Below are 25694 nucleotides of genomic sequence, written 5' to 3'. Positions count from 1 at the left end.
GTGCACACGGATCGTGTGCACCGCCGCGAAGAGAGGGGACGGCTGAGGGGTCGGGGAGCGGACGCTTCCGACGGGGCCGACGTCGGGCGCGTACGCTCGCCTGCGTGAGCGAGAACTCCCCGATCGTCATCCCTGCCGACCTGCTGCCTCTCGACGGGCGCTTCGGCTCAGGCCCCTCGAAGGTGCGCCCCGCGCAGGTCGAGGCGCTCGCTGCGGCGGGCGCGCACCTGCTCGGGACGTCGCACCGGCAGGCGCCCGTCAAGGACGTCGTCCACCGCGTCCGGACGGGCCTCACCGATCTCTTCTCGCTGCCCGACGGCTACGAGGTCGTCCTCGGCAACGGCGGAGCGACCGCGTTCTGGGACGTCGCGACGTTCTCGCTCGTCGACGACCGCGCGTCGCACGCGTCGTTCGGCGAGTTCTCGGCGAAGTTCGCCGCGGCGACGTCGAAGGCGCCGTTCCTCGCAGACTCGCTCGTGCGGACGTCGGCGCCGGGCACGGTGTGCCTGCCCGAGGTGCGGGAGGACGTCGACCTCTACGCGTGGCCGCACAACGAGACGTCGACGGGGGCGATGGCGCCCGTCGTCCGGCCCGAGGGCACCGACGGCGCGCTCGTCGCGATCGACGCGACGAGCGGCGCGGGCGGGCTCGCGCTCGACGCGTCGCAGGCCGACGTCTACTACTTCGCGCCCCAGAAGGTCTTCGCGTCCGACGGCGGGCTGTGGCTCGCGACCCTCTCCCCCGCGGCCGTCGAGCGCACCGAGCGCCTCGCGAGAGAGCGTTGGATCCCGGAGATCCTCTCGCTGCAGGTCGCGCTCACAAACTCGCGCCTCGACCAGACGCTCAACACGCCCGCGGTCGCGACGCTCGTCATGCTCGCCGAGCAGGTCGAGTGGCTCAACTCCCAGGGCGGCCTCGCGTGGTCGGCGGCGCGCTGCGCCGAGTCGGCGTCGATCCTCTACCGCTGGGCCGAGGCCCGCGACTGGGCGACGCCGTTCGTCGCGGACCCCGCGGCGCGCTCGAACGTCGTCGCGACAATCGACGTCGACGAGAGCATCGACGCGACACGCATCGTCAAGGTCCTGCGTGACCACGGCGTCGTCGACGTCTTCCCGTACCGCAAGCTCGGTCGCAACCAGCTGCGCGTCGGCGTGTTCCCGGCGGTCGAGCCGAGCGACGTCGAGCGGCTCACGCAGGCTGTCGACCACGTGGTCTCGCAGCTCGGCTGACGGCCCGGCGCGAGCAGCCGTCGGCCGTCGAACGCTGACCGCCGGCGCTCCCGCGCCACCGCCGCGCCAGCGCTCCCGCGCGACAGCCGTGCTGGCGGGACGCTGCCAGACGTGCCGGCGGGACGCTGCCGGACGTGCCGCCGACCGGCGACACCGTGCCGGCGGAGCTCTGTCCGCCGTACCGACGGCCGGCTACGCCGGGCCGCGGGACGGTTCCGCGTCTCCGGCGGGCACCGCCCGCACCTGAACCAGCCTGTCCAGCGCGACCCAGGCGGCGTAGCCGAGCAGAAGGAGCGCCGTGGCCGCGACAAGGTTGAGGGCGACGCGGACCGCACCCGTGTAGCCGACAAGGAACGAGAAGATCCCGCCAGGGTCGCGCGAGACGAACATGTAGTCCGCCCCGAACCTCGCGTTGGCGACGAGCGCGAGCGGGACGATGAGCGCCGTCACGACGACGGGCGCCCACAGCACGGCCGCGCGCGGGCGCAGGCCCTCGATCGCCCAGAGCTCGAGCGCGAGCAGCAGGAGCAGTCCGTGGAACACGAGCGTGTAGAGCACGGCGGGGTGAGGCAGGGAGTAGCCGAACGTGTCGGGCAGCAGCAGGGTGACGATGCCGCCGAGGAACGACCAGTAGAAGAGGACGTGCCCCCACCACTCACGCTTCCACAGGACCCACGCGACACCAGCGAGGATCGATGCGTCGCACGTGTAGAGCGGCAGCAGGTCCCCAGGTCCCGCGATCCCGCTCGCGAGAGCGTACGAGACCCACCCGAGGTGGACGAGCACCATCGTCGTGACGAGCCACACGTCGACCCGGTGCCGGGCCAGCTCGTCGCGGCGGACCACGAGATTCACGGCGAGGACCGCCACGACGAGCAGTGCCGCGACATGCTGGGGACCGAACTGGATCCAGGTGTCGGGCGTGGAGCGTTGGATCGCGCCAGGAAGCATGTCAGCGCTTCTTGACGACGACCCTGACCTTGGCGCGCTTGCCACCGTCGAGGCTCGTCACGGTGATCGTCGCCTTGCCGGCCCGGACCGCGGTCACCTTGCCGGACTTGCTGACCTTCGCGACGCGCGTGTTGGACGAGACCCAACGGACCTTCTTGCTCGAGGCGTTCGACGGTGCGACGACGGCCTTGAGCTGGACCGACTTCTTCGACTTCTTGCTGAGCCTGAGGGTCACGGACTTCTTCGAGACGCTGACCTTCTGGACCTTGACGTACTGGGAGAGCTTGAGCGAGAACTTGCCCTGCGTCGCACCCTCGACATAGATCTGGTAGAGCCCCGTGTAGGGGATGACGAAGTCGGAGACCTTCGCGGAGTCTGAGCCGCTCGCGGACGTCACCTGGTTACCGAACGCGTCGTAGACCGCGATCGAGGCAGAACGCTCACCCGGCTTGGCGAACAGTGCACTCACCTTGGCGCCCTTGCGTGCGTCGAACACGACGCCGTCGCGGTAGCTCACGCTCTTCCCGGTGATGCGCTGCGTCGAGCGGTCCGAGAACGTGCTGCGCGTCGTCGACCCGAGCGCGACCTTCTTGAGGTTCGTCGGGATCTCGAAAGCGTGGAGCGCGTAGAAGAGTGCGCTCCTGGAGCTCACGACGATCGTGTGCTCGCCGGGCACCGTCACGGCGTCCACGCCGTGCTTGGCCGTGCCGTCGGTGCTCGCGACGGCGTTGAACCACCCGGTGTCGCCCGAGCTCACGTTCTGCCACCCGACATCGTTACCGAGGCTGTCGCGCAGCGTGAGGCTGACGGAGGCCGTCGGGTTGTTCACCTGGACCTGGACGATGCGGTCGGCACTGAGAGTGACGGGGTAGACCGCGCAGTAGGTGTTCTCTCCACACTCGGGGTTCGGCGTCGCCAGGCTCCCCTGCGGGACGTCGACGAGCGAGGTGACGCCGGCGATCGCGGCATCGGCCGCGGGCGGGACGGCGAGCAGCCCTCCCGCGAGGGTGAGGGCGAGCCCGCTCGCGGCAGCGAGCAGCCACCGGGGCCGGCGTCGGGTGTTCGCGGTGCGCACAGCGGCGCCTTCGTGCGTGCTCATGTGACAGCTCCCTGTTCGTGTCCCTGATGCTGCCCGTGCGCGGTCCCGGCCGCGGCCGAGTGCGCCGCTCGTGCCAGGCTCACGCGACGTGAGGTCCGGCGATTCGGGCACGGCAAGAGTACCGGGGGACCTCGCGCGAGGCCAATCGGTCCGGGCGAGACCGCACACGCTTCGGGGTGGCGCCAGGGTGATCCCTCCCCGCAGCCCTGTCACCCTCGTTCGTTCCGTCCATAGCGTGAGGACACAGCACGCCTTTCCGTGGCGTGCCCGGACGGGGGAAGCTCGATGTCGCTAGAGAGAGCTCAGAAGGTCGTCGTCATCGGTCAGGGCTACGTCGGGCTCCCGCTCGCGGTCCGTGCCGTCGAGCAGGGCTACGACGTCGTCGGGCTCGACATCGACGAGCGCCGTGTGAAGAACCTCGGCGCGGGCGTCTCGTTCGTCGAGGACATCTCCGACGCCCGGCTCGCGGAGTCGCTCGCGACGGGCCGCTACCTGCCGACGACTGACTACGCCGCGTGCCGCGGCTTCGACGTCGCCGTCATCTCCGTGCCGACACCGTTGCGGGAGACGTTGCCCGACCTCTCGTTCATCGCCGACGCCGCGCGCGACCTCGCGCCGTGGGTGACGCGCGGGTGCCTCGTCATCCTCGAGTCGACGACGTACCCGGGCACGACAGACGAGATGCTCATCCCAATCCTCGAGGAAGTCTCCGGCCTCACCGCGGGCCCCGATTTCCACGTCGGCTACTCCCCCGAGCGCATCGACCCCGGCAACCCGACGTACGGCTTCGTCGAGACTCCCAAGGTCGTCTCCGGGATCGACGCCGCATCGCTCGCACGCGTCGATGCCTTCTACTCGGACCTCATCGAGACGACCGTGCCGGTCTCGGGCACGCGCGAGGCCGAGCTGACGAAGCTGCTCGAGAACACGTTCCGCCACGTCAACATCGCGCTCGTCAACGAGCTCGCGGTCTTCGCGCACCAGCTCGACATCGACATCTGGGAGGCGATCGACGCCGCGGCGAGCAAACCGTTCGGCTTCATGAAGTTCACGCCCGGCCCCGGCGTCGGAGGACACTGCCTGCCCGTCGACCCGAGCTACCTCTCGTGGCAGGTGCGCCGACGCCTCGGCCAGAGCTTCCGCTTCGTCGAGCTCGCCAACGACGTCAACGAGCACATGCCGCAGTACGTCGCGAGCCGCGTCGTCACGCTCCTCAACGACTGCGAGCGCTCCGTGCGGGGCAGCACGATCCTGCTCGTGGGCCTCGCCTACAAGCGCGACACGGGGGACGTGCGCGAGGCCCCCGCGCTGCGTCTCGTCACGCACCTGCGCACGCTCGGCGCCACGGTGATCGCGGTCGACGACCACGTCGACGACCACTACTGGCCCGACGGTGTCGAGCGCGTGCCGCTCGACGCGGAGACGCTCGCGCGCACGACGGCCGCGGTCATCGTCACGCCGCACTCGGGCGTGCCCTACGAGCGGCTCGTCGAGCACGGCACGACGGTCCTCGACACGCAGCACGTCCTCCGCGGACCGGCGGTGACGCAGCTCTGAGCGCCCCGTCAGTCGGTGGTACCGAGGACCGTCGACGCGAAGCCCTCGGACGCGACGGCGGCCTCCCAGCGTTCGCGCCAGTCACCGATGGGTTCGACGCCCGCGGCGCGCACGCTTGCATGGCCAAGGACGGACCATGCGGGGCGGGGGGCGGGGCGGACGAAGGCGTCGCTCGTCGTCGCCGTGACGACCGCCGGGTCGAGGCCTGCGGACGCGACGGCGGCGCTCGCGAGGTCGTGCCACGTCGCGGTGCCCGACGACGTCGCGTGGTAGGTGCCTGCGGGGGCGTCGGCGCGTACGAGGCGCAGCGCGAGGTCCGCGACGTCGCGCGTCCACGTGGGCTGCCCCTGCTGGTCGGTGACGACCGCCACGGTGCCGCGCTCGCGTGCGACTCGGACGATCGTCCGGGGGAAGCTCCCACCGTGCTGCCCGTAGAGCCACGCGGTGCGCAGGACGAGGTGGCGGCCAGCGGTGTCGTGAGCGCGGACGGCCCACTCGCCGGCAAGCTTCGTGCGGCCGTACGCGGAGCGTGGCCCGACGACGTCGTCGGCCTCGTACGGGCTCGAGGCAGCGCCGTCGAAGACGTAGTCGGTCGAGATGTGGACGAGGCGGGCACCGGCCGCGGTCGCGGCGCGTGCGAGGTGGGCGGCGCCGAGCGCGTTGACGGCGAACGCCGCAGGCTCCTGGGTTTCGGCGTCGTCGACAGCGGTCCAGGCGGCGCAGTTGAGGACGACGTCCACGTCCTGGACCGCGCCGAGGCATGCGGCGGCGTCGAGGATGTCGAGCTCGGTCCGGTCGACCGTGCGGACATCCTCCCCTGCCTGCGTGAGGACGCCTGTCGCGTCCGTGCCAAGCATCCCTGCTCCTCCGACGACCAGCCAGCGCACGTCGTCCCCTCTCTGCTCCGCGGCCCGGGCGGGCCGTGTCCCAGTGTGCACCGTCGGGCGTCATCGTGACGCCGTACTCTGTCCTCGCACGTCCAGACGACCCGAGGAGGCCCCGTGCAGTTCCGAGAGCTTGACGTCCCCGGTGCGTGGGAGATCACTCCCCAGCAGCACGGTGACGCGCGCGGCGTGTTCCTCGAGTGGTTCAAGGGCTCGGAGTTCGAGGCTGCGGTCGGTCATCCGCTCGACCTGCGCCAGGCGAACATGTCGGTCTCGGCGGCCGGTGTGCTGCGCGGCGTGCACTTCGCGGACGTGCCCCCGGGTCAGGCGAAGTACGTGACGTGCGTCAAGGGTGCGGTGCTCGACGTCGTCGTCGACATTCGGGTGGGCTCGCCGACGTTCGGGCGGTGGGACTCGGTTCTGCTCGACGACGTCGACCGGCGCGCGATCTACCTGGGCGAGGGGCTCGGCCACGCGTTCTGCTCGCTCGAGGACGGCTCGACGGTCGCGTACTTGTGCTCGGCGCCGTACGCGCCGGGGCGTGAGCACGGCATCCACCCGCTCGACCCTGCGGTGGGCATCGAGTGGCCGACGGTGGCGCGCGACGGTTCGCCGCTGACGTTCGAGCTCTCTGCGAAGGACGAGGCTGCGCCCTCGCTCGCGGAGGCGCTGGCGTCGGGTCTCCTCCCGACGCAGGAGGCGGTCGACGCATACCTGCGAGCTCTCTGAGCACGGCTCCAACCCGACTCCGGTCGTGCGGTGAGGGCCCGTGCACACGATGCGTGTGCACGGGCCCTCACCGTGGGCGCGGTCAGTGACCTGCGACCCGGTACTTCTGCTCCGTCGCGGCCTTGGCGGGGCGCCACCAGTCCTCGTTGGCGCGGTACCACTCGACGGTCGCGTGGAGGCCGTCGGCGAAGCTCGTGTAGCGGGGCGTCCAGCCGAGCTCGTCGCGCAGGCGGGTCGCGTCGATCGCGTAGCGCAGGTCGTGGCCGGCACGGTCGGTGACGTGGTCGAATTCGTCGGGCGCAAGGCCGAACTCGGCGAGGATGAGCTGGACGACCTCGAGGTTGTTCTTCTCCCCGTCCGCACCGATGAGGTAGGTCTCGCCGGTGCGGCCCTTGTCGATGATCGTCCACACGGCGGAGTTGTGGTCGTCGACGTGGATCCAGTCACGGACGTTCTCGCCCGCGCCGTAGAGGCGGGGACGGATGCCGTCGACGAGGTTGGTGATCTGCCGCGGGATGAACTTCTCGACGTGCTGGTAGGGCCCGTAGTTGTTCGAACAGTTCGAGATCGTCGCCTCGATGCCGAACGAGCGCACCCACGCACGCACGAGGAGGTCCGAGGATGCCTTCGTCGCCGAGTACGGGCTCGACGGGTTGTACGGGGTCTCGGGCGTGAACTTCGCGGGGTCGTCGAGCTCGAGGTCGCCGTAGACCTCATCGGTCGAGACGTGGTGGAAGCGCACGCCGTGCTTGCGCACCGCCTCGAGGAGCGTGAACGTACCGACGACGTTCGTGCGGACGAACGGCGACGGGTCGTGGAGCGAGTTGTCGTTGTGCGACTCGGCCGCGAAGTGCACGACGAGGTCGTGGCGGGCGACGAGAGCGTCGACGAGCTCGGCGTCCGCGATGTCACCGACGACGAGCTCGACGCCGTCAAGGCCGTCGAGCGACGCGGCATTGCCTGCGTACGTGAGGGAGTCGAGCACCGTCACCGACGTCCCGGGGCGTTCCCTGACGGTCTGGTGGACGAAGTTGGCACCGATGAAACCGGCACCGCCGGTGACGAGGACTCGCACGTGGTCTCCTTGGGCTAGAGCTACGGTGTCCCGCGCGCGCTGGCACACGGTTCACGGAGGACGGTCCCGAGCGGCGCATCGTCCAGAGGAACCGCTGTGAGGCGATCTGATAGGCACCTCTGCTCGAGAGCTCGTCTCACCTTAGGCCACACGCGCCGCCTCGTGACCGCGCGAGCCCAGCCCGTCCGGCACTACGTCGCGCACATGTCGCGGCGTGGGAAGTCCGTGTTCACGTACCATGTGGCGGTGACGACGCTCGGCGCTCCCCCGGACTTCCCTGACTCGACGTCGGGCGAGCGTCCATCCGACGACAGCGGCGACCGTGGACGTCACGCGGCCTCAATCATGACGATCGGCCTCACTGGGGTCGTTCTCTGGGCTGTCTCCGGCCCTCGCGCCCTGTGGGGCAACCCGATCGACACTTATCTCATGATCGCGGCTGTAGCGCTCGTGGGGATCATCGTTGTCCAGCGGCGCCCCTCGCAGCGGCTGGTGGTCCCGCTCCTCCCTCTTGCGTTCGGCCTCTCAGCGACAGTGACGCTGCTGTGGACCGGGTCCCGTCGCGCGACGTTGACCGCGCTTCTCATCTACGGCTCGGTCGCTGTGCTCGCTCTCGCGATCTCCGCGTTCGTGCCGCGCCGACATCTCGTCCTGTCGCTCGCGGTGGGCACCGTCATCATCGTCACGACGAGCGTCGCCGCAATCTGGCTGCCCGAGGTCACGGCCTTCCGCCCCGCGGGCATCGGTTACACGATGACCACGTTCGTAGGCCTCTACGGCCATTGGAACATCCTGTCATACGTGCTATGCCTAACCCTGCCTGCCATCCTCGCGGTGCCTGTCACGTCCCAGCGAGGCTGGGCCCTGAAGATCATCGCAGCCGCGTCGACGGCGGCGGCCCTCTGCCTCACCCGCTCCGCCTCGGGGATCGTCACGTCGGCAGTTCTCGTCGCCGCCTGGATCGCGTTGATGGGCATCAGGCGGCTCGTTCTACGTCGTGCCGCGTCCTCCGCGTGGCCGACCGCTCGGCGTTGGCTGTGGACCGGGATCGTCGTGGCGGTCGTGGGGACGGCGGTCGCAGCGGTCGCCGTCGTCGTCCCGAGGGTGCTCGACAAGGAGGTCAGCAACCTCTCCGGCCGGGTCCCGCTGTGGAACGCCATCGCGCAGGTCACCTCCGACCGGCCGTGGCGGGGTTTCGGCTTTGGCGCAGTCTGGGAGTATCACTGGCTCGACGCCGGGGACTCGAAGGCGCGCGCGCTCATCAACTCCCTCATCCCGTACCCTCTCGCGCACGGCCACAACGGTGCGATCGACCTGGTCGTCCAGGTGGGGATCGTGGGGACGCTTCTCTATCTCTGCATCATTCTCCGCGCCACATGGCGTGCCGGCCGAATGTTCCTCCGCGACGGCGACGCGACGGCGGTCTGGACGCTCCTCACAATGCTCACCCTGGTATTCCTCGGCATGACCGAACCGCTGTGGATGGTGCCTCTCGGGTGGTTCCTCGTCGTGCTTGCCGCCTGTCTCACCGATGGCGCTCGCTTGCCCGACCCTCCACACGACCGCCCCCGCCACGCACGCGCCAGCGTCCGGTCGGGCAAGATATAGCCCATGCGCGGCATCATTCTCGCCGGAGGCTCCGGCACACGACTACATCCGATCACGATGGGCGTGAGCAAACAGCTCGTGCCCGTCTACGACAAGCCGATGATCTACTACCCGTTGGCGACCCTGCTCCTCGCCGGTATCCGCGACGTGCTCGTCATCACGACGCCGCACGACGCCGAGCAGTTCCACCGTCTGCTCGGCGACGGCTCGCAGTTCGGCATCTCGATCAGCTACACGGTACAGGCCGAGCCCAACGGTCTCGCCCAGGCGTTCGTGCTCGGCGAGGAGTTCATCGGCACCGAGAAGGCGGCCCTCGTCCTCGGCGACAACATCTTCTACGGACCCGGCCTCGGCACCCAGCTGCAGTCGTTCACCGACGTCGACGGTGGCGCAGTCTTCGCCTACCGCGTCGCCGACCCCACCGCCTACGGCGTCGTCGAGTTCGACGCCGAGGGCCGAGCAATCTCCCTCGAGGAGAAGCCCGCCCGGCCCAGGAGCAGCTACGCCGTGCCCGGCCTCTACTTCTACGACAACGACGTCGTCGAGATCGCCAAGAACCTCGAGCCCTCAGCCCGCGGCGAGTACGAGATCACAGACGTCAACAAGGAGTACCTGCGCCAGGGCCGGCTCCAGGTGGGCGTCCTGCCGCGCGGCACCGCATGGCTCGACACCGGGACCTTCGACTCGCTGCTCGAGGCCTCCGACTTCGTCCGCACCATCGAGAACCGCCAAGGCATGAAGATCGGCGCGCCCGAGGAGATCGCGTGGCGCCGCGGGTTCCTCTCGGACGACGAGCTCGCGGCGCGCGGGCACGCGCTCGCGAAGTCCGGCTACGGCACGTACCTGCTCGGACTGCTCGACGAGGCCTGAGCCGTCCGCTCGACGGCGGCCGCGCGGGCCTCCCCAGGGAGTCCCGCGCGGCTCGGCTCGTCAACGAGGTCGCACGACGTGCTCGACCCTGAGCCAGATCTCGTCGCTGCGGACGAGCACCCTCACGTCGTGCTTGCCCGACGTCGCCCGGAACGGCTGGGCGTCGAGGACCCTCCCGTCGATCCGGAGGGAGACGCCGTCCCCCTCCGTCGTGCGGAGCCGCAGCCCGACGCTCGCGACGCTCGGCACGACGCCGTCGACCGCTGCCGCGGTCGGAACCCCGAGCCTCACGACACCGGTCCCGTCCTGGACGGCCGGGACCGGCAGCTCCTCGTCGCCGTCGCGCAGCACCGCGGTCCACCGTGCGTCCGCGGGCACGTCGGCACGACCGGCCTCGGTGAGTTCGAGACGGATCCCGTCGTCGTCGACGACGACCGTGTGCAGGACGAGCCGCGCCCCGGGGATCGCGTGGAGCGTGCCACGAGCCGCGCACGCAAGCCCGCGCGGCAGGTCGCGTCCCGCGAGCGCCCCGACGAGCGGACGCACGTCACGTCCGCCGGCACGGACCTCGAGCGGCGTGTCCGCGTCGAGCGCGGCCAGTGCGTCGAGCCGGGCCGCGTATCGACCGTCGACGAGCGTGAGCGGGACGGACGGACCGAATCGCACGTCGTCGAGTTCACAGCTCGAGGCGAACGTCAGCCGGACCACGTCGTCCACGACGTCGATCCGCTCGACGACCACGGGTGCCGGTCCGGCGCGCAGGACGAGCCCGTCGTCCTCCGCAGCGACCGGGAGGACCCGCGTGCCGCCGACCGCGTCGGGGACCGGGCGCGGCGCGCGCGTCCCCGTGCCGGGCACGAGCCGCACGTCCACCTCGACGCCCGGCACGAGACGGGCGGTTGCACGGACTCGCACGTCGCCTGCGGCGGGCAGGGCGCGTGCGAGCACCGCGCGGGGCACACGCACGCAGACGTCGAGCTCGGAGCCCGTGACGGGCGCGTCGACCCGTCGCGGTGCGGCCGCGAGCGTCGTGCCCGTGACGTGCGCGGCGACGTCGTCGCCGAGGACGAGCGTCACAGACACAGTCTCCGGCCCGAGGGCCGCGCCCGGCACGCGGAGCGTGCCCCGCACGACGAGCGCCTCGTCGTCCCACGCGAGCCGCGTGAGGACGAGGCTCGTGGCGCCCAACGGACGCATACGAGCGAGCCAGTCCGGAAGCGGCGGTGCGACGACGGTGCGGCCCGGGTCTGCGACGACGAAGCTGCTCCCCGCCGGAGCCTCCCCGGAGTGGACGAGCAACGGCGGCCGCCGCGCCTCGAGATCCTCGGTGAGCGACGCGAGCGCCGCCCAGTCACGGTGCGCCGCGTACCAGAGGGCGAGGCGTCGGTGGCCCCGCACCCGCTCGCTCCACACACGACGGAACGACTCCGAGGCCTCCGCGAGCGCGAGGAACCGCGCGGCGGTCGTCGCGAGCAGGTCCTGGTAGGCGGGCTCCGCTGTTCCCCCGTGGCCGAGGTACGGCGAGAGATCGAGGTCGAGGACGCGCGCGAGCCACAGGCCCCGCTCTGACTCCGTGCCCTCGGCCTCCAGGAGCGCCCACGCCTCGTCCTTCGCGCGCACGCGGTCGGCGAGGTTCGCGAGCTCGTCCTTCGGCTGGCTCGATGACCCGCGGTCCTCGCGTCGGCGCCAGCGGTACGTCACCTGCGCGAGCACGTCGAAGCGTGAACCGCCGAGGAGCGCGCGGAGCATCGGTACGTGGTCCTCGAAGACCATGCCCTCGGGGAACGCTCGCACCCGCGTGTCCCAGAACGTGCGTCGGTAGACGCGGTTGCACGCGAGGATGTCGCGCATCGCGTCCGGCAGGTCCGCGAGCGTCATCCCCTGAAGGTCCGCGCCGTGCACCACGCGCGCCCACCCGGGGATCCACGCGCGCTCCGAGTCGAAACGCTCGACGTTGCCGAGCACCATGTCCGAGCCCGACGCCTCAAGCGAGCCGACCATCGCCGCGTACGCGTCCGGCGGCACAACGTCGTCCGCATCCATGAACGTCACGTACTCGCCGCGCGCCCGCGCGAGCGCATGGTTGCGCGCCGCTCCCTGCCCACCGTGGGGGACCTCGAGCACCGTGAACCGGGAGTCGTCGGCCGTGAGCGCGCGCGCCAGCGCGAGGGACCCGTCTCGCGACCCGTCGTCGACGAGAAGGACCTCAAGATTCGTGTGCGTCTGCTCCCGCAACGACCCGACCGCCTCGGCGAGGTACTCCTCGACGTCGTAGAAGGGGACGACAACGGTAAGGAGCGGCGCCAGACGGGCCTCCACCGCCGCGGGCCGCCTCACGGCGTCCCGTGCGCCACGCAGCACACGTCGTAGCGATGTTCCGACGTTCATGACCGTCCCCCGGGTGCGACGTGCTGGCTGGGCGCTCCACTGTAGCGAGGGTGCCCAGCCCTAGACTGGACCGATGCCCCGCTTCTCCCTCGTGTCTGCCGCGTACAACGTCGCGCGCTACCTCCCGGACTTCATCTCCTCCCTCGAAGCGCAGACCTTCGGGCTCGACGACGTCGAGATCATCGTCGTCGACGACGGCTCGACCGACGAGACTCCCCGGCTCCTCGCCGAGTGGGCGGCGCGGCGGCCCGGGACAGTGAGGGTCATCACCCAGGCCAACGCCGGCCAGGGCGCCGCGCGCAACGCCGGCATCAAGGTCGCGACCGGCGAGTGGATCTCCTTCCCCGACCCCGACGACACCTTCGGGCCCGACTACCTCGGCGCCGTCGACACGTACGTCCGCGAGCACCCCGAGGCCGTGCTCGCGAGCGTCTACCGCTTCCTCCACTTCGACGAGGACGGCCGGATCGAGGACACGCACCCGCTGCGCAAGATGTTCGGGCCGGACACGCGCACGGTCGACCTCGACGCCGAGGAGAAGTACTTCCCGGCGAGCGCCCCCTGCGTGTTCTTCCGCCGCGAGACGGTCGTCGACGGCGACGTCCGGTTCGACCCGCGGATCCGCCCGAACTTCGAGGACGGGCACTTCGTCGTCCAGTACCTGCTCGCGGCACCCTCGCGCGTCGTCGGGTACGTCACGAGGTCCGTCTACAACTACCGCAAGCGCGCCGACGGTTCGTCGACCCTCAACGGCTCGCTCCTCGACCAGCGGCGATACACGGACGTCCCCGAGATCGGCTATCTCGACGCCATCGCGCGCGCCCGCGCGCTCTACGGCCACGTCCCCACGTGGTTGCAGACTGATCTCCTCTACGAGCTCTCGTGGTACTTCGGCGCCGAGGAAGCCGCGTCGGGGAGCGCGACCGCCGCGCACGGCGAAGTGGGGACGACGTTCGTCCGCCACCTGCGCGAGATCGCCCAGCACCTCGACGAGCGGCTCGTCCTCACGTTCAACACGCGCGGCCTCAGCGTCGCGGCTCGTCACGTGCTCCTCTCGCTGAGAACCGACACCTGGCGCACGCCGTACGTCGTCAACAGCGCGACTGACGACGCGCAGCGGCTCACGAGCATCAGCTACCGCTTCACCGGTGACGAACCGACTCCCCGCTTCACACGACGTGGTCGGACGCTCGAGCCCGTCCACAGCAAGCTCGTCGCCCACACGTACTTCGGGCAGGTCATGCTCCGTGAGCGTATTCACTGGCTCCCCGGCCGCCTCGGGACCGTCACTGAGCTCGACGGACAGCTCCAGCCCGTCCACGAGGCCTGGCAGAGCGGCCCGGCTTTCCGTGCTCCCCGCGTCGACCTCGCCCCCACCGACGACGAGCCCACGCCCCGCAACGTCCGGATCCTCAACCGGATCGCCCGCACCCGCGCCGTTCGTCGGCTCTACGGCAAGGCCTGGGTGCTCATGGACCGCACGCAGGACGCCGACGACTCGGGTGAGCTGCTCTTCCGTCACCTGCGGGCCCACAAGCGCTCGATCAACGCCTGGTTCGTCATCGAGAAGGGCACACCCGACCACCGCCGCCTCCACGCCGAGGGCTACAAGCGCGTCGTGCCCTACGGCTCGTGGCGATGGAAGCTCCTCATGGCCAACGCCGCGCACCTCGTCTCGTCCCACGCCGACAAGCCCGTCGTCAACCCCGCCGCGCTCGACGGCATCACGCGAGACTGGCGGTTCACGTTCCTTCAGCACGGTGTCATCAAGGATGACATCTCGGCGTGGCTCAACCCCAAGCCCATCGACCTCTTCGTGACCTCGACGACCGCCGAGCACGCGTACATCGCCGGTGACGACTCGCCGTTCCGCTACACGACGCGCGAAGTGCGCCTCACCGAGCTGCCGCGCTTCGACCGGCTCCACGCGGCAGGCACGACCATCACGGAAGCCGAACAGAACCTGCTGCTCGTCGCCCCGACGTGGCGCAGCTGGCTCGTCCGCGAGCTCGAGGGCGACTCTCAGCGGCGCGACGGCTTCGACGACTCCGTGCTCGGCAGCGAGTACGTCCGGGAGTGGGACGCGTTCCTGCGGTCCGAGAACGTCGCGCGGCTCGCTCAGGAGCACGGACTCACGATCACGTTCATGCCGCACCCCAACATGCAGCCGCTCCTCGCCCGGATGAACCTGCCCGCGCACGTCCAGACGCTCGGCTACGTCGGCACTGACATCGCCGGGACCTTCGCGCGCGCCGCGGTCCTCGTCACCGACTACTCGTCCGTCGCGTTCAACGCCGCCTACATGGACCGGCCCGTGCTCTACCACCAGTTCGACGCCGAGACGATGTTCCACGGCGGGCACGTCGGCCGCGCCGGCTACTTCGACTACGAGCGCGACGGGTTCGGACCCGTCGTCGGCGACCTCGCGGCCGCCGAGGCACAGCTCGCCGCGACCCTCGCCGCAGGGCGGCGCACCGCGGGCGTCTACGCCGAGCGGGTGCGCGCGACGTTCCCCCTGCGCGACGGCGAGGCCTGCGCGCGCGTCGTCGCCGCCGTCCAGGCGCTCACCAAGCGTCAGGACCGTTGAGCTACCCCATCGGCTTTCCCCGTGCCGCACGTCAGCGCAGCCGCACGTCGTCCAAGCAGCCCTAGGACAGCTCGAGCCGTTCCATCAGCGGTGTGCGCAGCACCGGAGCGAGGGACTCTGCGAACGTCGCCGAGAGGTGCCCCGCGTCGAAGTAGACGATGACTCCACCCACCGTCGAATAGCAGACATCGTCCCGGCAGATGAGATTCGTGAGATCGACGACCTCGACAAGGTCATGAGGGCGCGCCAGCGCCTCGTTCGCCAGAGGGTCGGGCACCTCACGGCTACGCGAGCCGTCGCAACGCGAGAGATCGTCGATGTTCTCGGCGACGCAGTCAGGGACGTTCTTGACGTCCGCGTAGGGGGTGTCACGGATGACGAGCACGGGGACGCCAGCATCGGTCCACATGTCCAGAACCTCGCGGTAGGCACGGCTGACGTCACCCACGTCGCCGCCGGCAGCCACGGACACGAGCGGCCGGGACTCAGACCGGTTCGAGACGACGACCGCGTCGTAACGTCCGTCCGTCGTCTCCTCCATGACCCGCTCGTTCCACGCGAGACATGCTGCGCTCCGCGCGTCGTCCCGGAACTCGATCGGCTCGAGCACCGTGTAGCACTCCGAGATGAGGTAGGTCGAGATTCGCAGGTTCTCCTCCTCAGCAATCTCCTGGAGCGCTGGCAACCAGTGGCCGGCGTGGGAGTTCCCGACGAGGGCGATGTGACGCGCGTCCGGCTGGGTCGAGCCGTAGCTACAGACCTTCTGCTCCGTGAAGTCTCCGAGCACCCAGCATCCGTCCGCATACGGCGCAGGCTTGTCCTTCGCGGCCGCGGCAGGAGAGAGGACGAGCTCGTCGCCGTGCGGCGTACAGCCCTCGGTCACGAGGGCTTGCGCACCGAAGCACCTGTGCCGCTCAGCGACCGCCGCGGCAAGTCGTTCCTCAGCAGCCCGCTCGGTCCGCGCGAGATCCCAGCGCACGAGCCCGACGAGCCCGACGAGCACAAGCATTCCCACGGCCATGAAGACGTACGTCCGCCACAACGGCTGGCCGAGCGGGTGCCTGCCGCGCAGCGGGTCCTCGCCGAAGCGCTTGGACGCCCCCGCGAGGAGCACCGTGGTGGCGAGGATGCCGAACGAGCCCAGCAGACCGCGACTGTGCCCGACGACGAACGGGAAGAGGATGATGAGCGGCCAGTGCCACAGGTAGATCGAGTACGAGCTCGAGCCGATGTACTGGACGGGCCTCAACGAGAGGAGCGGCGCAGGAGACCACCGCGAGGACGCCCTCGCGGCGATGACGAGAACCGTGCCGAGAACGGGCATGACGGCAGCGGTCCCAGGGAAGGGCACCGCAGGGTCGAGCACGAGACCTGTGACGCCGATGAGCAGGACGCCGACCCACGCGATCGGAGCGCGAAGCATCTCCGCGCGTGCGAGCAGACGCTCGATCGCAGGGGCTAGGCCTGCCAGGAGAGCGCCCGCTCCCAGCTCCCACACACGCACCGGTGTCTCGAAGTATGCGCGGGCAGGAGCCGTCGCCGTGAGGTGCAGCGACCACGCGAAGGACGCCGCGACGACGACGCCGATGCCACCTGTCACCCAGGCGCGCACACGGACTCCGCGGCTCCCACCGACCTTCCGTGCCCACCACGCAAGGACGAGGACGAGCACGGGCCAGACCAGGTAGAACTGCTCCTCGACTCCGAGCGACCAGAAGTGCTGGACAGGGCTCGAAGCGTTGTCGGCCGCGAGGTAGTCGACCGCGCTCGATGCGAGTGCCCAGTTTTCGACGTAGAACGTCGACGCGAGCACCTGACGGGAGACCTCGGACCACTGCGTGATTGGGGCTGCGAGCCACGTGACGACGAGGGTCGCCGCAAGGACGAGGAACGATGCCGGGAGCAGGCGCCTGATTCGCCTACCCCAGAACTCCGCGAGATCACGCGGCGAACTCGGCGGGTGCGCGAGCAGGTGGCTCGTGATGAGGAATCCCGAGACGACGAGGAACACGTCGACGCCGATGAAGCCCGCACGGACGCGTCCTGGCCACAGGTGGTAGAGGACCACCAGGCCGACCGCGATCGTGCGGAGACCCTCGATGTCTCGCCGGATCTCGCGGGTCTGCCGGAGGTCGCGCGCGCGGCCCAGGACTGCGGTCATGGACGTCATGGTCTCCCGTCTCGGGACCCGCTGAGCGGGCTGTCGTGCGATGGGCGTCATGCGGTGGACATCCCAGCTGGCCTCAGCTGCGAGCGGGCGCCGTGAGTCGACGCAGCGCGGGTCGCACAGTGACCGCGAGCACCGCGCCGCTGACGAGCTCCGCGACCGCGACCCCGCCCATCGCGCCGGCGGCCCCGTAGAGGTGGGCGAGACCGATGACCACGGGGAGCCCCACCAGTGCAGCCGCCAACGCCGAGACAGCGATGGGGCGCGCGAGCTTGAGCGGAGCGAGCACGTGGTAGACGAGCGAAATATTGATGGCGATGAAGAAGAGCGACAGCCCCGCCAGCACGGAGGTGGCGCGGTCAACCCGGACCGTTCCCCCGGAGATGAGGTCCTGTACCCAGGGCATGAGCGTCGCGGTACCGATCGCCGCGACGGCACCGACCCCCGCCATGAGGGCGACCGTGCGCATCATCCGGCGCCGCGTCACGGGGCCGTCGTCGAGGTGCTCGCTCACCCAGCTCTGCAACCCGTTGCCAGCCGCTGTCTCGATCTGACGGATCATGCCGCGCAGCCGGTCGGCTGCGCCGTAGGAGGCAAGCTGGGTGGGCGCGACGATCCCGACGATCGGGGTGGTGAGCGTCGTGTAGACGGACGTGACGAGGGCCGGCCCGACGAGCGAGAGGTGCCTGCGCGCTTCGGCACGGTCCGCACGACCCAGTCTCCATCCCACCCGCGAGCGCCCCCGGACGATCATCACCGAGGCCCCGGTATAGGCCGCCGCGACCCCCACGACCATGATCGCGCCATAGAGATTGAGCGACGGGACGAACAGCAGCACGACTGCCGAGATCGCCGTCACGGCGAGCCGTGGCAGCGTGTCGGCGAGGAGGAGCCCGGAAGCCCGGCCCGCCCCGATGTAGTACCAGTTGGGGGCGAGGCCGACGATCGCTGTCGCGACAGCGACGAGACCGGCCCCAGCGATCCCCGCCGTCGGTCCGATCATCTCGGCGACGACGAAGAGGACCGGGAGCACCCCTGCGCTCACCCACAGGCGGATCCGCAGGCTCGTCGCATACACCTGGGCCCGCTCCTGCGGGTCAAGTGTCCGCGCGACCCTGCTGGGGCCCAGCACCCCGTAGCCGAAGTCGACGATACCGGCTCCGAACATGCCGACCGCCATGCCGATGGCGGCCTCGGCCCAACGTTCCGCGCCGAGCGCGCGCTGGATGACGGTCATAGAGATGAGCGGCATGAACGCCGAGACGGCAGGGACCATCGCGAAACCTGCGACCCTGCGCAGGGGGCTCCGCGGGCCCATCAGCTTCCGTAGGGCCAGGTACGCCCGAGGCGGCCGGCGATGCCGTCCCGCGTCGCGCGGAGACCCGCCCGCAGGAAGACGAGGTCGAACCTCGTCACGAGCGCCGCGTAGCAGAAGTAGACACCCGCGTTGAGGAGAAGACGGGCCTTGGTCGGCACGCCGCCGGAGCGCCACTCGACGAACGTCGAGTTCCGCATCGAGTAGCGCGTCTTCCAGATCTGGCCCGAGCGCGCCATCGCACGGACGTAGGAACCCCCGTCCGACGTGTCGGCCCACTTCGCGCCGAGGTCGGTGATCGTCGCGTCCCGCACGAGACGGATCGGATAACCGGCTGCGACGATCCGCCGCGTGTACTCGACGTCGTCGAAGTAGAGCTCGAAGTCTCGTCGCGGGAGCCCGACCGCGTCGATGACGTCGGTCCGCACGACGAGGCCTCCATAGGAGCCCTGCGGCATCGGAGCGGAGAGTTCCCATGTCGCCGCCACGGCGTCGCTCGTGCGTCCGCCACGGCGTCGCAGCCGCGTGACGATGTCGACGCCGAAGAACGACCCCGGGACGGGATATGCCGTGCGCGGGTCCGCGCCCGCGAGGATCTCGGCGTGCGCCTCGTCGCTGTCGCGCACCATCGAGAGGACTGCAACGTCGGAACGCTCCGCGTTCGTGAGCGCACAGTCGAGCGACGACAGGCTCGCAACGTTGTCGTCGTCGAGGAGCCAGACCCAGCGTGACTCCCGACGCGCTTCCCGCAGCGCGACGTGGAACCCGCCAGCACTGCCCGTGTTCTCGCCAAGGTCCACGAGCTCGACCGTGCCAGCGCGGTCGCCCGCCCAGGCGCGGAGCGCCTCGGCCGACTCGGGCGTGCACCCGTTGAGGACGACGACGACGCGGTCGGCGCCGGCCGCCATCGCGGACTCCGCCACCTCGATGCACATCGCGGCACGGTCGAGATAGGTGACGATGCCCGCGGTCACCGTGCCGTTGCCGCGCGTCCCGGTGCCGCTCACGCGGCGCCCCCGTCGCTGCCGAGCCCGCGCCAGTAGCCTGCCCAGCGTCCGCGCACGACGTACATCCGGAACGTCGCAAGCGTTCGGTCACCGCGCAGCAGCGCGACGACGGCACCAAGGAGCGGGCGCACCAGCATCGTCGCCGCGAAGGTGCGTGGGCCGAAACGCCTGACGACGACTCCCATCCCGAACCCGTAGCGCTCCCCCGTCGTGACGCTCAGCCGACCGGCGACAGCCTGCGGGCTCGGGTGCGAGACGTGCAGACGCGGATCGTACTCGGCGCGCAGCCCGGCAGCAAGGCCACGCAGGACGAGCTCCGTCTCCTCGGCGGAGCCTGCTGGGGTGCCGGAGCCGACGCCGAGCCTCTCGTCGAAGTCACCGACGAGGTCGATGACCTCCCGGCGCAGGAAGACCCCGGGAGAGACGGCCGTGCGCCACGCGCTCACGCGGTCGACGACGCAGGCCGCCAGGGGGTATTCGAGCATCGTGCCGGTGTCGGTCTCGACGCGGCCGAGGAGGATCGAGAGCTTCGGGTCCTCGTCGAACCGGTCATGGACGCGCTGAAGGGTCCCCGGCTCGTACCAGCAGTCGTCGTCGGGGATCCCGACGAGCCGGCCCCGGGCGAGCCGGAGCCCGACGTTCCGCGCACGGGACAGGCCCCGCTCGCACTCGACCACGGTGACGTCGAGCGAGGGGAACCGTGCGACGAGTTGCTCGACCGCGACGCGGTCCGCCTGCTCGACGATGATGACTTCGAAGGAGCGGAAGCTCTGGGCCTCGAGGCTCACCAGCAGCCGCTCGAGCGGCTCCGGCCGAAAGAGGCTGCCGACAACCAGGGAGATCTCTACCTCGGGCACGGGTGCACCATCCAAAGAAGTTCAGAACGCGGTCGCGACCGGGCATCACACCCGGGGCTCGGGCGTCGTGGTCGGTCGCGGCACATCGCGCAGGGAGACCTCGAGCGCTACCTCGCCCACCCGGCACCACCAGTTCCACTGACGCCGCTCTTGGCTCCTCGGACCCTAGCATCCGCGCGCCTCCTGACGGCGCCTCCCACGACGTCCGCCCAGCGGCGACCCGAGCGCCGCACTCGGTCGAGTGTGGCGCGTTCCTCAAGGATCGGACACCCCGGCACGGCTAGACTCCTCATGCTGCCCCTCATCCGCGAACGCACGGGACAGCTCACGAACGCCGACGCCAGGGGGCCGAGGCTCTATCGACGAGGTGATGAGTGTTGGCATCCACGCCCGACGTTGCGGACGACACCGTGTCAACAGGTGACGACCGCGACGGCCCCGGTGCCATCACGACGACCACACCCAGCTGGGAGCGGCGGTACACCAAAGCACTGCTGATCGCCGACGCGGTCGTCATCGCGGTCGCTCTCGTGGGCGCCCACGTGCTTCGCGCCGACAGGCTCGCAGCCACCCCCAACGTCCAGGCGAACTTCTACCTCCCGTACGTCAACCTGTCAGTCATCATCGGGGTGGTCTGGTTCATCGGCCTGAGCATCACGCGCAGCCGGGACCGCCGGGTGCTGGGGGTCGGCATGGAGGAGTTCCAGAGGGTCTTCCACGCCTCGTGGCAGGTCTTTGCGGTCGTCGCGATCGTCGCCTACCTCACGAAGACCGAGATCGCGCGCAGCTACATCGCCGTGACGTTCCCCATCGGTCTCCTCGCCCTCCTCACCTCGCGCTACGTGCTCCGCACACAGCTCCAGCGTCTCCGCCGAAAGGGCCGCGCACTACGGCGGGTTCTCGTCGTCGGCAACCCTGCGCCCGCGCACAGCGTCATCACAGATCTCACCGCCGATCCTCGCGCCGGGTTCTACATCGTGGGTGTCTGTCTCCCCCGGACCGCGACGGGCGACGTGACGCACGTCGACGGCTACGACGTGCTCGGGTCGCTCGACGACGTCGTCGACGTCGTCAACGCGACGAACGCGGACACGGTCGCCATCACCGGGTCCGACGCGGTCACGGCGCAGACCGTGCGCGAGCTCAGCTGGCGGCTCGAAGGCACCGGGACCCACCTCGTCCTCGTCCCCGCGCTCACCGACGTCTCCGGGCCACGCGTCATCACGAGCCCTGTCAACGGCACGACGCTCGTCCAGATCGACTCGGCGCGGTTCACGGGTCCCCGCCACGTGGCGAAGGCCGCGTTCGACTGGCTCACCGCGCTCCTCATCACGATCCTCATCTCGCCCGTGCTTCTCGTCATCTCCGCGCTCGTGGCGCTCACCTCCGGTCTCCCCGTGCTCTACAAGCAGGAGCGCATCGGGCTCGACGGCAAGCCGTTCAAGATGCTGAAGTTCCGGTCCATGGTCCCGGACGCCCACCTGCGGCTCGCCGAGGTCCTCGAGGCCGAGGGCGTCGAGGAGGTGGGCATGTTCTACAAGCCCAAGAACGACCCCCGCGTCACTCCGGTCGGACGCGTCCTGCGGCGGTACTCGCTCGACGAGCTGCCTCAGCTCTTCAACGTGCTGCGCGGCGAGATGAGCCTCGTCGGACCGCGACCGCAGATCGACAAGGAGGTCGAGCAGTACGACCACGTCGCCTCACGACGCCTCCTCGTCAAGCCGGGGCTCACGGGACTCTGGCAGGTGTCGGGCCGCTCAGAGCTCGAGCCCGAGGTCGGTATCCGTCTCGACGTCTACTACGTCGAGAACTGGACGGTATTCGGCGACCTTCTCATCCTCGCGAAGACGGCCAAGGCCATGATCGTCGGCGAGGGCGCCTACTAGCGCTGGGGCCCGCCCACCTCGCGCCTCCCGCGCACGACAGCACGCACTTCCCAGGAGCACGATGACCAGCACGATCCTCGTCCACGAGTGGCTCGCCCGGCGCGGTGGCTCGGAAAACGTCTACATGGCGCTCTCCGAGGCACTGCCAGAGGCCGACCTCCTCTGCCTCTGGAACGACGACCCCGACCGCCTCCGCGAGCGGGATCTCCAGGAGACATGGCTCGCCCGGACTCCCCTACGTCGGTCCAAGGTCGCGGCACTCCCGTTCATCATCCCGACGTGGCGCCGCCGTCGGGGCGACTACTCGCGCATCATCGTGAGCTCGCACCTCTTCGCCCACCATGTCTCGTTCCGCGGCTCACCGGTGGGCGCACGCAAGTTCGTCTACGTCCACACGCCTGCGCGCTACATCTGGACGCCAGAGCTCGACGAGCGAGGTTCCTCGCTCCCCGCACGCATCGCGAGCGCCATGCTCCGTCCTTACGACCGCCGGCGCGCACGCGAGCCCTGGTCGATCGCTGCCAACAGTGCGTATGTGCAGCAACGGGTACGTGACACGTGGGGACGCGAAGCGGTCGTCATCCATCCGCCGGTCGACGTCGAGCGGATCCAGGCCACGCCATCGTGGCGAGCGAAGCTCAACGACGAGGAGCGGTCGACCCTTGACGCGCTGCCGGCCGGCTTCATCCTCGGTGCGTCCCGTTTCGTCGAGTACAAGCGTCTCGACCGTGTCATCGAGATCGGTGAGGCAGCGCAGCGACCCGTCGTCCTCGCCGGAGGAGGGCCCCTCGCCGCCGCGCTCGCGGAGCAGGCGTCCACGGCCCGGGTGCCCGTGACGATCATCGCGGAGCCGAGCGACGCGATGCTCTTCGCTCTGTACGAGGCAGCTGCAGCGTTCGTGTTTCCCCCGGTCGAGGACTTCGGCATCATGCCGGTCGAGGCCCACGCGGCCGGGTGCCCGACCCTGGTCCACGACGTCGGTGGCGCCCAGGAGTCGACGACCGAAGGTGTCAGCGGCGCTGTCGTCGATATCGACAGCGCCGACGATATCGTCGTCGCTGCCCTCGAACGCGCGATCGCGCTCGACCGGGACATCTGCAAGCAGGACGCCCGACGCTTCTCACGAGCGTCCTTCGCCACGGCGATCCACACCTGGATCGACACGGCACCACGTTCAGCATCGACCACGGGGGCCATCGACCGATGAGCGCGTCGACCACGGTCTGGGACGGCCGTATCACCGGCATGCACGGCATCGCACGATTCGCGCGCGAGGTGTACTCCCGGCTTCCCGCGCAGCCGGACGCCTGGACGGATGCCCGGACGAGCCCCTACTCGGCGTTCGCGCCGGTGGAGACCGCCGTGATGCTCAGGCGTCGTCGCGCGGACCTCTTCCTCTCGCCGACCTACGCTCCGGCGCTGCGTGGCCCGTACCAGCAGCTCATCACGGTCCACGACCTCATCTTCCTCGACGTCGATGCCGAGTCGTCCCTCGCGAAGCGCCAGTACTTCGAGCGCCTTGTGCGCCCGACGATCCGTCGTGCGAACGCGGTGATGACCGTCTCGGAGTTCTCGCGGAAACGCCTGGTCGAGTGGTCCGGCCTAGCCGAGGACCGAGTCTTCATGGTAGGCAACGGGTGCAGCGAGGCACCGCTCGACGATGTCGCCGGAGCACTCACGGACCGCGCCCGCGACCCGTTCGTGCTCTTCGTCGGCAACGAGCGCGTGCACAAGAACTTCCGCCTCGTCGCCCGCGCGATGAAGCATGTGGAAGCTGGCGTACGCCTCGTGACAGTTGGACTCTCGCAGGAGTACCTCGACCAGACCTGTTCCGAGACGGGGCTCGACCGAGCGCGCGTCACAGGGCACGTCGGGATCGACGACGCGAAGCTCACCGAGCTCTACACCGCAGCGTCCGTGCTCGCCGTACCATCCACCTACGAAGGGTTCGGCCTCATCGCGCTCGAGGCCCTCGCGCGCGGCGTGATGTCGGTCTACTGCTGCGATGCGGTGGACGAGGTCGTAGGGTCGACGGGAGTTCGTTCTGCCGATGCTGACGATGAGGTCGCCTACGCCGACGCCCTTACACGTGCGATGGCGTCACCGACGCCCGTCTCCGAGCTGCTGGCCCGTGCCGACTCCTTCCGCTGGACCGATGTCGCCCGTCGGGTCGACGCTGCGCGACGGGACGTCCTCGAGGCCTGAGTCCGGAGAGTGCCGGCAGGCTGCGGACCAGCACTCGGCCGCAGCGACGATGAGCGCGAGGACGGCCCACAGCTTCAGGTCGAAGAAGTAGGACGTGATGAGCGAGGACACGGCCAAGACGGACAGCCAGCCAGCCGTGAGAGCGCGCGCGACCGGGTTCCGCCACCGGTAGAGCTTCACGGCGACGACGAGCACGAGGATCGCCTGCGCGGCCAGGTAGAGCACCCCGCCGTCGACCACCGCCTGCAGCCAGACGTTGTTGACGATCACCTCGTTCGCGGAGTCGCCGAAGGACATGCCGGACTCGGATGCCAGGGCTGCGCCGAACCCGCCTGGCCCAACCCCCCACATCCAGTTCTCCGAGGCGATCCTCGTCGCATATCCGACGACCTCGAGTCGAGGAGCGTTCGACGTCACCTCGGTCGGGTCGAAGACCGTGAGGACCCTCGTGAAGGCTGTCACGACGACGTCCCACATGACGACGAGACCGACGGTCATCCACGCCACGCCGAGCGTCACGAGCGCTCCCACTCGCGGGGCGGGGATCCGCTTGGGCCAGCTGAGCACGAGCATCGCCAGGACCAGCGGGATGGTGAACAGCGTCGCTCGCGTGTTGCTCAGCACGAGGACTGCGATGATGGCGACGACGCGCAGGACCGAGACCCTGCGGCCGCGCAGCAGGTCGCGCGCGAAGATCGCCCCGATGACGAGGATGAGGAAGTAGCCGAAGTAGCCGGCCTCGTAGCTGAACGACGAGATCCTGGGCAGGCCGCCGGAGGTCGCGGTGTACTCGACGATCTGCGGGAGGCCGACGAAGGGCGCGGCGAGCTGATAGATGCCGAACACGGAGGCCGCGTAGCCACCGCGGATGAAGGCCGTGAGCGCCGCGTCGAGCGCCTGGTAGCGGACGACGACGGTTCGCACGGCCACGTACGGGACGAGCGCCCCGAGGACGACCGTCACGGACTGCACGGCGCTCAGGGAAAGGTTCGGCGAGACGAGGACGGCGCACAGGAGGATGAGGGCGATGCCGAGCACGGCCGCGTCGACCGCGCCCAGACGTGAACGGCCCCGGGTCGTCGGCTGCCAGGACCCGGCAAGCGAGTCGAGCAGCAGAACCCCTGCTGCTGCGGCGAAGAGGAAGACGGGGGCCTTGACGTTGTAGCTGGCCACGTGAACCGTGAGGAACCTGTCCCAGGACACGGTGAACAGACCGCCCATGACCAGGAGCAGCGCGATGGGGGTGTCGCGAAGTCGTACCAAGGCGGACGCCTCCACGG

The 25694-nt window shown here is 69.9% G+C and carries 19 protein-coding genes; 9 read left to right on the top strand and 10 right to left on the bottom strand.

Annotation, left to right across the window (positions count from 1 at the left end; all coding sequences use genetic code 11):
• The first annotated feature begins 104 nt into the window (after positions 1 to 104).
• On the top strand, positions 105 to 1229 hold the full coding sequence (gene serC, locus C1729_RS12260) for a phosphoserine transaminase (protein ID WP_242493823.1): 1125 nt from the start codon (positions 105 to 107) through the stop codon (positions 1227 to 1229).
• 192 nt (positions 1230 to 1421) lie between these two features.
• On the opposite strand, the gene C1729_RS12255 is transcribed toward serC, so the two are convergent.
• Together C1729_RS12255 and C1729_RS12250 are read right to left on the bottom strand one after the other, a co-directional pair.
• Complete coding sequence (locus C1729_RS12255; protein ID WP_102510199.1) at positions 1422 to 2180, bottom strand: YwaF family protein; 759 nt, start codon at positions 2178 to 2180, stop codon at positions 1422 to 1424.
• Between the two features lies 1 nt (position 2181).
• A complete protein-coding gene (locus tag C1729_RS12250; protein WP_102510198.1) occupies positions 2182 to 3279 on the bottom strand; it encodes an Ig-like domain-containing protein in 1098 nt (365 codons plus the stop codon).
• A gap of 285 nt (positions 3280 to 3564) precedes the next feature.
• Here C1729_RS12250 and C1729_RS12245 point away from each other — a divergent pair, with 285 nt between their 5' ends.
• Entirely contained in the window at positions 3565 to 4836 is a 1272-nt protein-coding gene (locus C1729_RS12245) for a nucleotide sugar dehydrogenase (protein WP_102510197.1), read from the top strand.
• Positions 4837 to 4844: 8 nt separating this feature from the next.
• On the opposite strand, the gene rfbD is transcribed toward C1729_RS12245, so the two are convergent.
• On the bottom strand, positions 4845 to 5723 hold the full coding sequence (gene rfbD, locus C1729_RS12240) for a dTDP-4-dehydrorhamnose reductase (RefSeq protein WP_102510196.1): 879 nt from the start codon (positions 5721 to 5723) through the stop codon (positions 4845 to 4847).
• A 114-nt stretch (positions 5724 to 5837) separates the two neighbouring features.
• Between rfbD and C1729_RS12235 the strand changes: the two genes are divergently transcribed.
• Positions 5838 to 6449, top strand: a complete 612-nt coding sequence (locus C1729_RS12235; RefSeq protein ID WP_102510195.1) for a dTDP-4-dehydrorhamnose 3,5-epimerase family protein — start codon at positions 5838 to 5840, stop codon at positions 6447 to 6449.
• 82 nt (positions 6450 to 6531) lie between these two features.
• On the opposite strand, the gene rfbB is transcribed toward C1729_RS12235, so the two are convergent.
• Positions 6532 to 7524: a dTDP-glucose 4,6-dehydratase gene (gene rfbB, locus C1729_RS12230; protein ID WP_102510194.1), complete on the bottom strand. Its 993-nt coding sequence runs from the start codon at positions 7522 to 7524 to the stop codon at positions 6532 to 6534.
• Positions 7525 to 7770: 246 nt separating this feature from the next.
• Here rfbB and C1729_RS12225 point away from each other — a divergent pair, with 246 nt between their 5' ends.
• Positions 7771 to 9132 carry an O-antigen ligase family protein gene (locus tag C1729_RS12225; protein ID WP_165375502.1) on the top strand — a complete coding sequence of 454 codons (1362 nt, stop codon included), beginning with the start codon at positions 7771 to 7773 and terminating at the stop codon, positions 9130 to 9132.
• Positions 9133 to 9135: 3 nt separating this feature from the next.
• Complete coding sequence (gene rfbA / locus C1729_RS12220) at positions 9136 to 10002, top strand: glucose-1-phosphate thymidylyltransferase RfbA (RefSeq protein ID WP_102510192.1); 867 nt, start codon at positions 9136 to 9138, stop codon at positions 10000 to 10002.
• Positions 10003 to 10062: 60 nt separating this feature from the next.
• On the opposite strand, the gene C1729_RS12215 is transcribed toward rfbA, so the two are convergent.
• Complete coding sequence (locus C1729_RS12215; protein ID WP_102510191.1) at positions 10063 to 12390, bottom strand: glycosyltransferase family 2 protein; 2328 nt, start codon at positions 12388 to 12390, stop codon at positions 10063 to 10065.
• 73 nt (positions 12391 to 12463) lie between these two features.
• Between C1729_RS12215 and C1729_RS12210 the strand changes: the two genes are divergently transcribed.
• Positions 12464 to 14977, top strand: coding sequence for a bifunctional glycosyltransferase/CDP-glycerol:glycerophosphate glycerophosphotransferase (locus C1729_RS12210; protein WP_102510190.1), 2514 nt, complete (start codon positions 12464 to 12466; stop codon positions 14975 to 14977).
• Positions 14978 to 15038: 61 nt separating this feature from the next.
• Here the strand turns inward: C1729_RS12210 and C1729_RS12205 are convergent, their stop codons facing one another.
• The 4 genes from C1729_RS12205 to C1729_RS12190 all read right to left on the bottom strand — a co-directional run bounded on the left by C1729_RS12205 (position 15039) and on the right by C1729_RS12190 (position 20323).
• Positions 15039 to 17138: an acyltransferase family protein gene (locus C1729_RS12205; RefSeq protein WP_165375501.1), complete on the bottom strand. Its 2100-nt coding sequence runs from the start codon at positions 17136 to 17138 to the stop codon at positions 15039 to 15041.
• A gap of 82 nt (positions 17139 to 17220) precedes the next feature.
• Positions 17221 to 18420 (bottom strand): lipopolysaccharide biosynthesis protein, encoded by a 1200-nt coding sequence (locus tag C1729_RS12200; protein WP_102510188.1) that lies wholly within the window; start codon positions 18418 to 18420, stop codon positions 17221 to 17223.
• Positions 18421 to 18461: 41 nt separating this feature from the next.
• Positions 18462 to 19466: a glycosyltransferase gene (locus tag C1729_RS12195; RefSeq protein ID WP_102510187.1), complete on the bottom strand. Its 1005-nt coding sequence runs from the start codon at positions 19464 to 19466 to the stop codon at positions 18462 to 18464.
• Entirely contained in the window at positions 19463 to 20323 is an 861-nt protein-coding gene (locus C1729_RS12190) for a glycosyltransferase family 2 protein (protein ID WP_165375500.1), read from the bottom strand. Before C1729_RS12190 ends, C1729_RS12195 begins: the two co-directional genes overlap by 4 nt.
• Before the next feature lie 410 nt (positions 20324 to 20733).
• On the opposite strand from C1729_RS12190, the gene C1729_RS12185 reads away from it, so the two are divergent.
• From C1729_RS12185 to C1729_RS12175, 3 genes are all read left to right on the top strand, one after another.
• The gene (locus C1729_RS12185; RefSeq protein WP_165375499.1) at positions 20734 to 22209 is read left to right on the top strand and encodes a sugar transferase; all 1476 of its coding nucleotides are present in this window, start codon (positions 20734 to 20736) and stop codon (positions 22207 to 22209) included.
• 61 nt (positions 22210 to 22270) lie between these two features.
• Positions 22271 to 23416, top strand: a complete 1146-nt coding sequence (locus C1729_RS12180; RefSeq protein WP_102510184.1) for a glycosyltransferase — start codon at positions 22271 to 22273, stop codon at positions 23414 to 23416.
• The gene (locus C1729_RS12175; RefSeq protein WP_102510183.1) at positions 23413 to 24414 is read left to right on the top strand and encodes a glycosyltransferase family 4 protein; all 1002 of its coding nucleotides are present in this window, start codon (positions 23413 to 23415) and stop codon (positions 24412 to 24414) included. Before C1729_RS12180 ends, C1729_RS12175 begins: the two co-directional genes overlap by 4 nt.
• Here the strand turns inward: C1729_RS12175 and C1729_RS12170 are convergent.
• Positions 24310 to 25677, bottom strand: coding sequence for an O-antigen ligase family protein (locus tag C1729_RS12170; RefSeq protein ID WP_129590751.1), 1368 nt, complete (start codon positions 25675 to 25677; stop codon positions 24310 to 24312). The genes C1729_RS12175 and C1729_RS12170 overlap by 105 nt on opposite strands.
• Positions 25678 to 25694 lie beyond the last annotated feature (17 nt).

This window comes from Sanguibacter massiliensis (assembly GCF_900240335.1).
In the GTDB taxonomy this organism is placed as follows: domain Bacteria; phylum Actinomycetota; class Actinomycetes; order Actinomycetales; family Cellulomonadaceae; genus Flavimobilis; species Flavimobilis massiliensis.
This window is presented reverse-complemented; position numbering and strand designations above follow the sequence as displayed.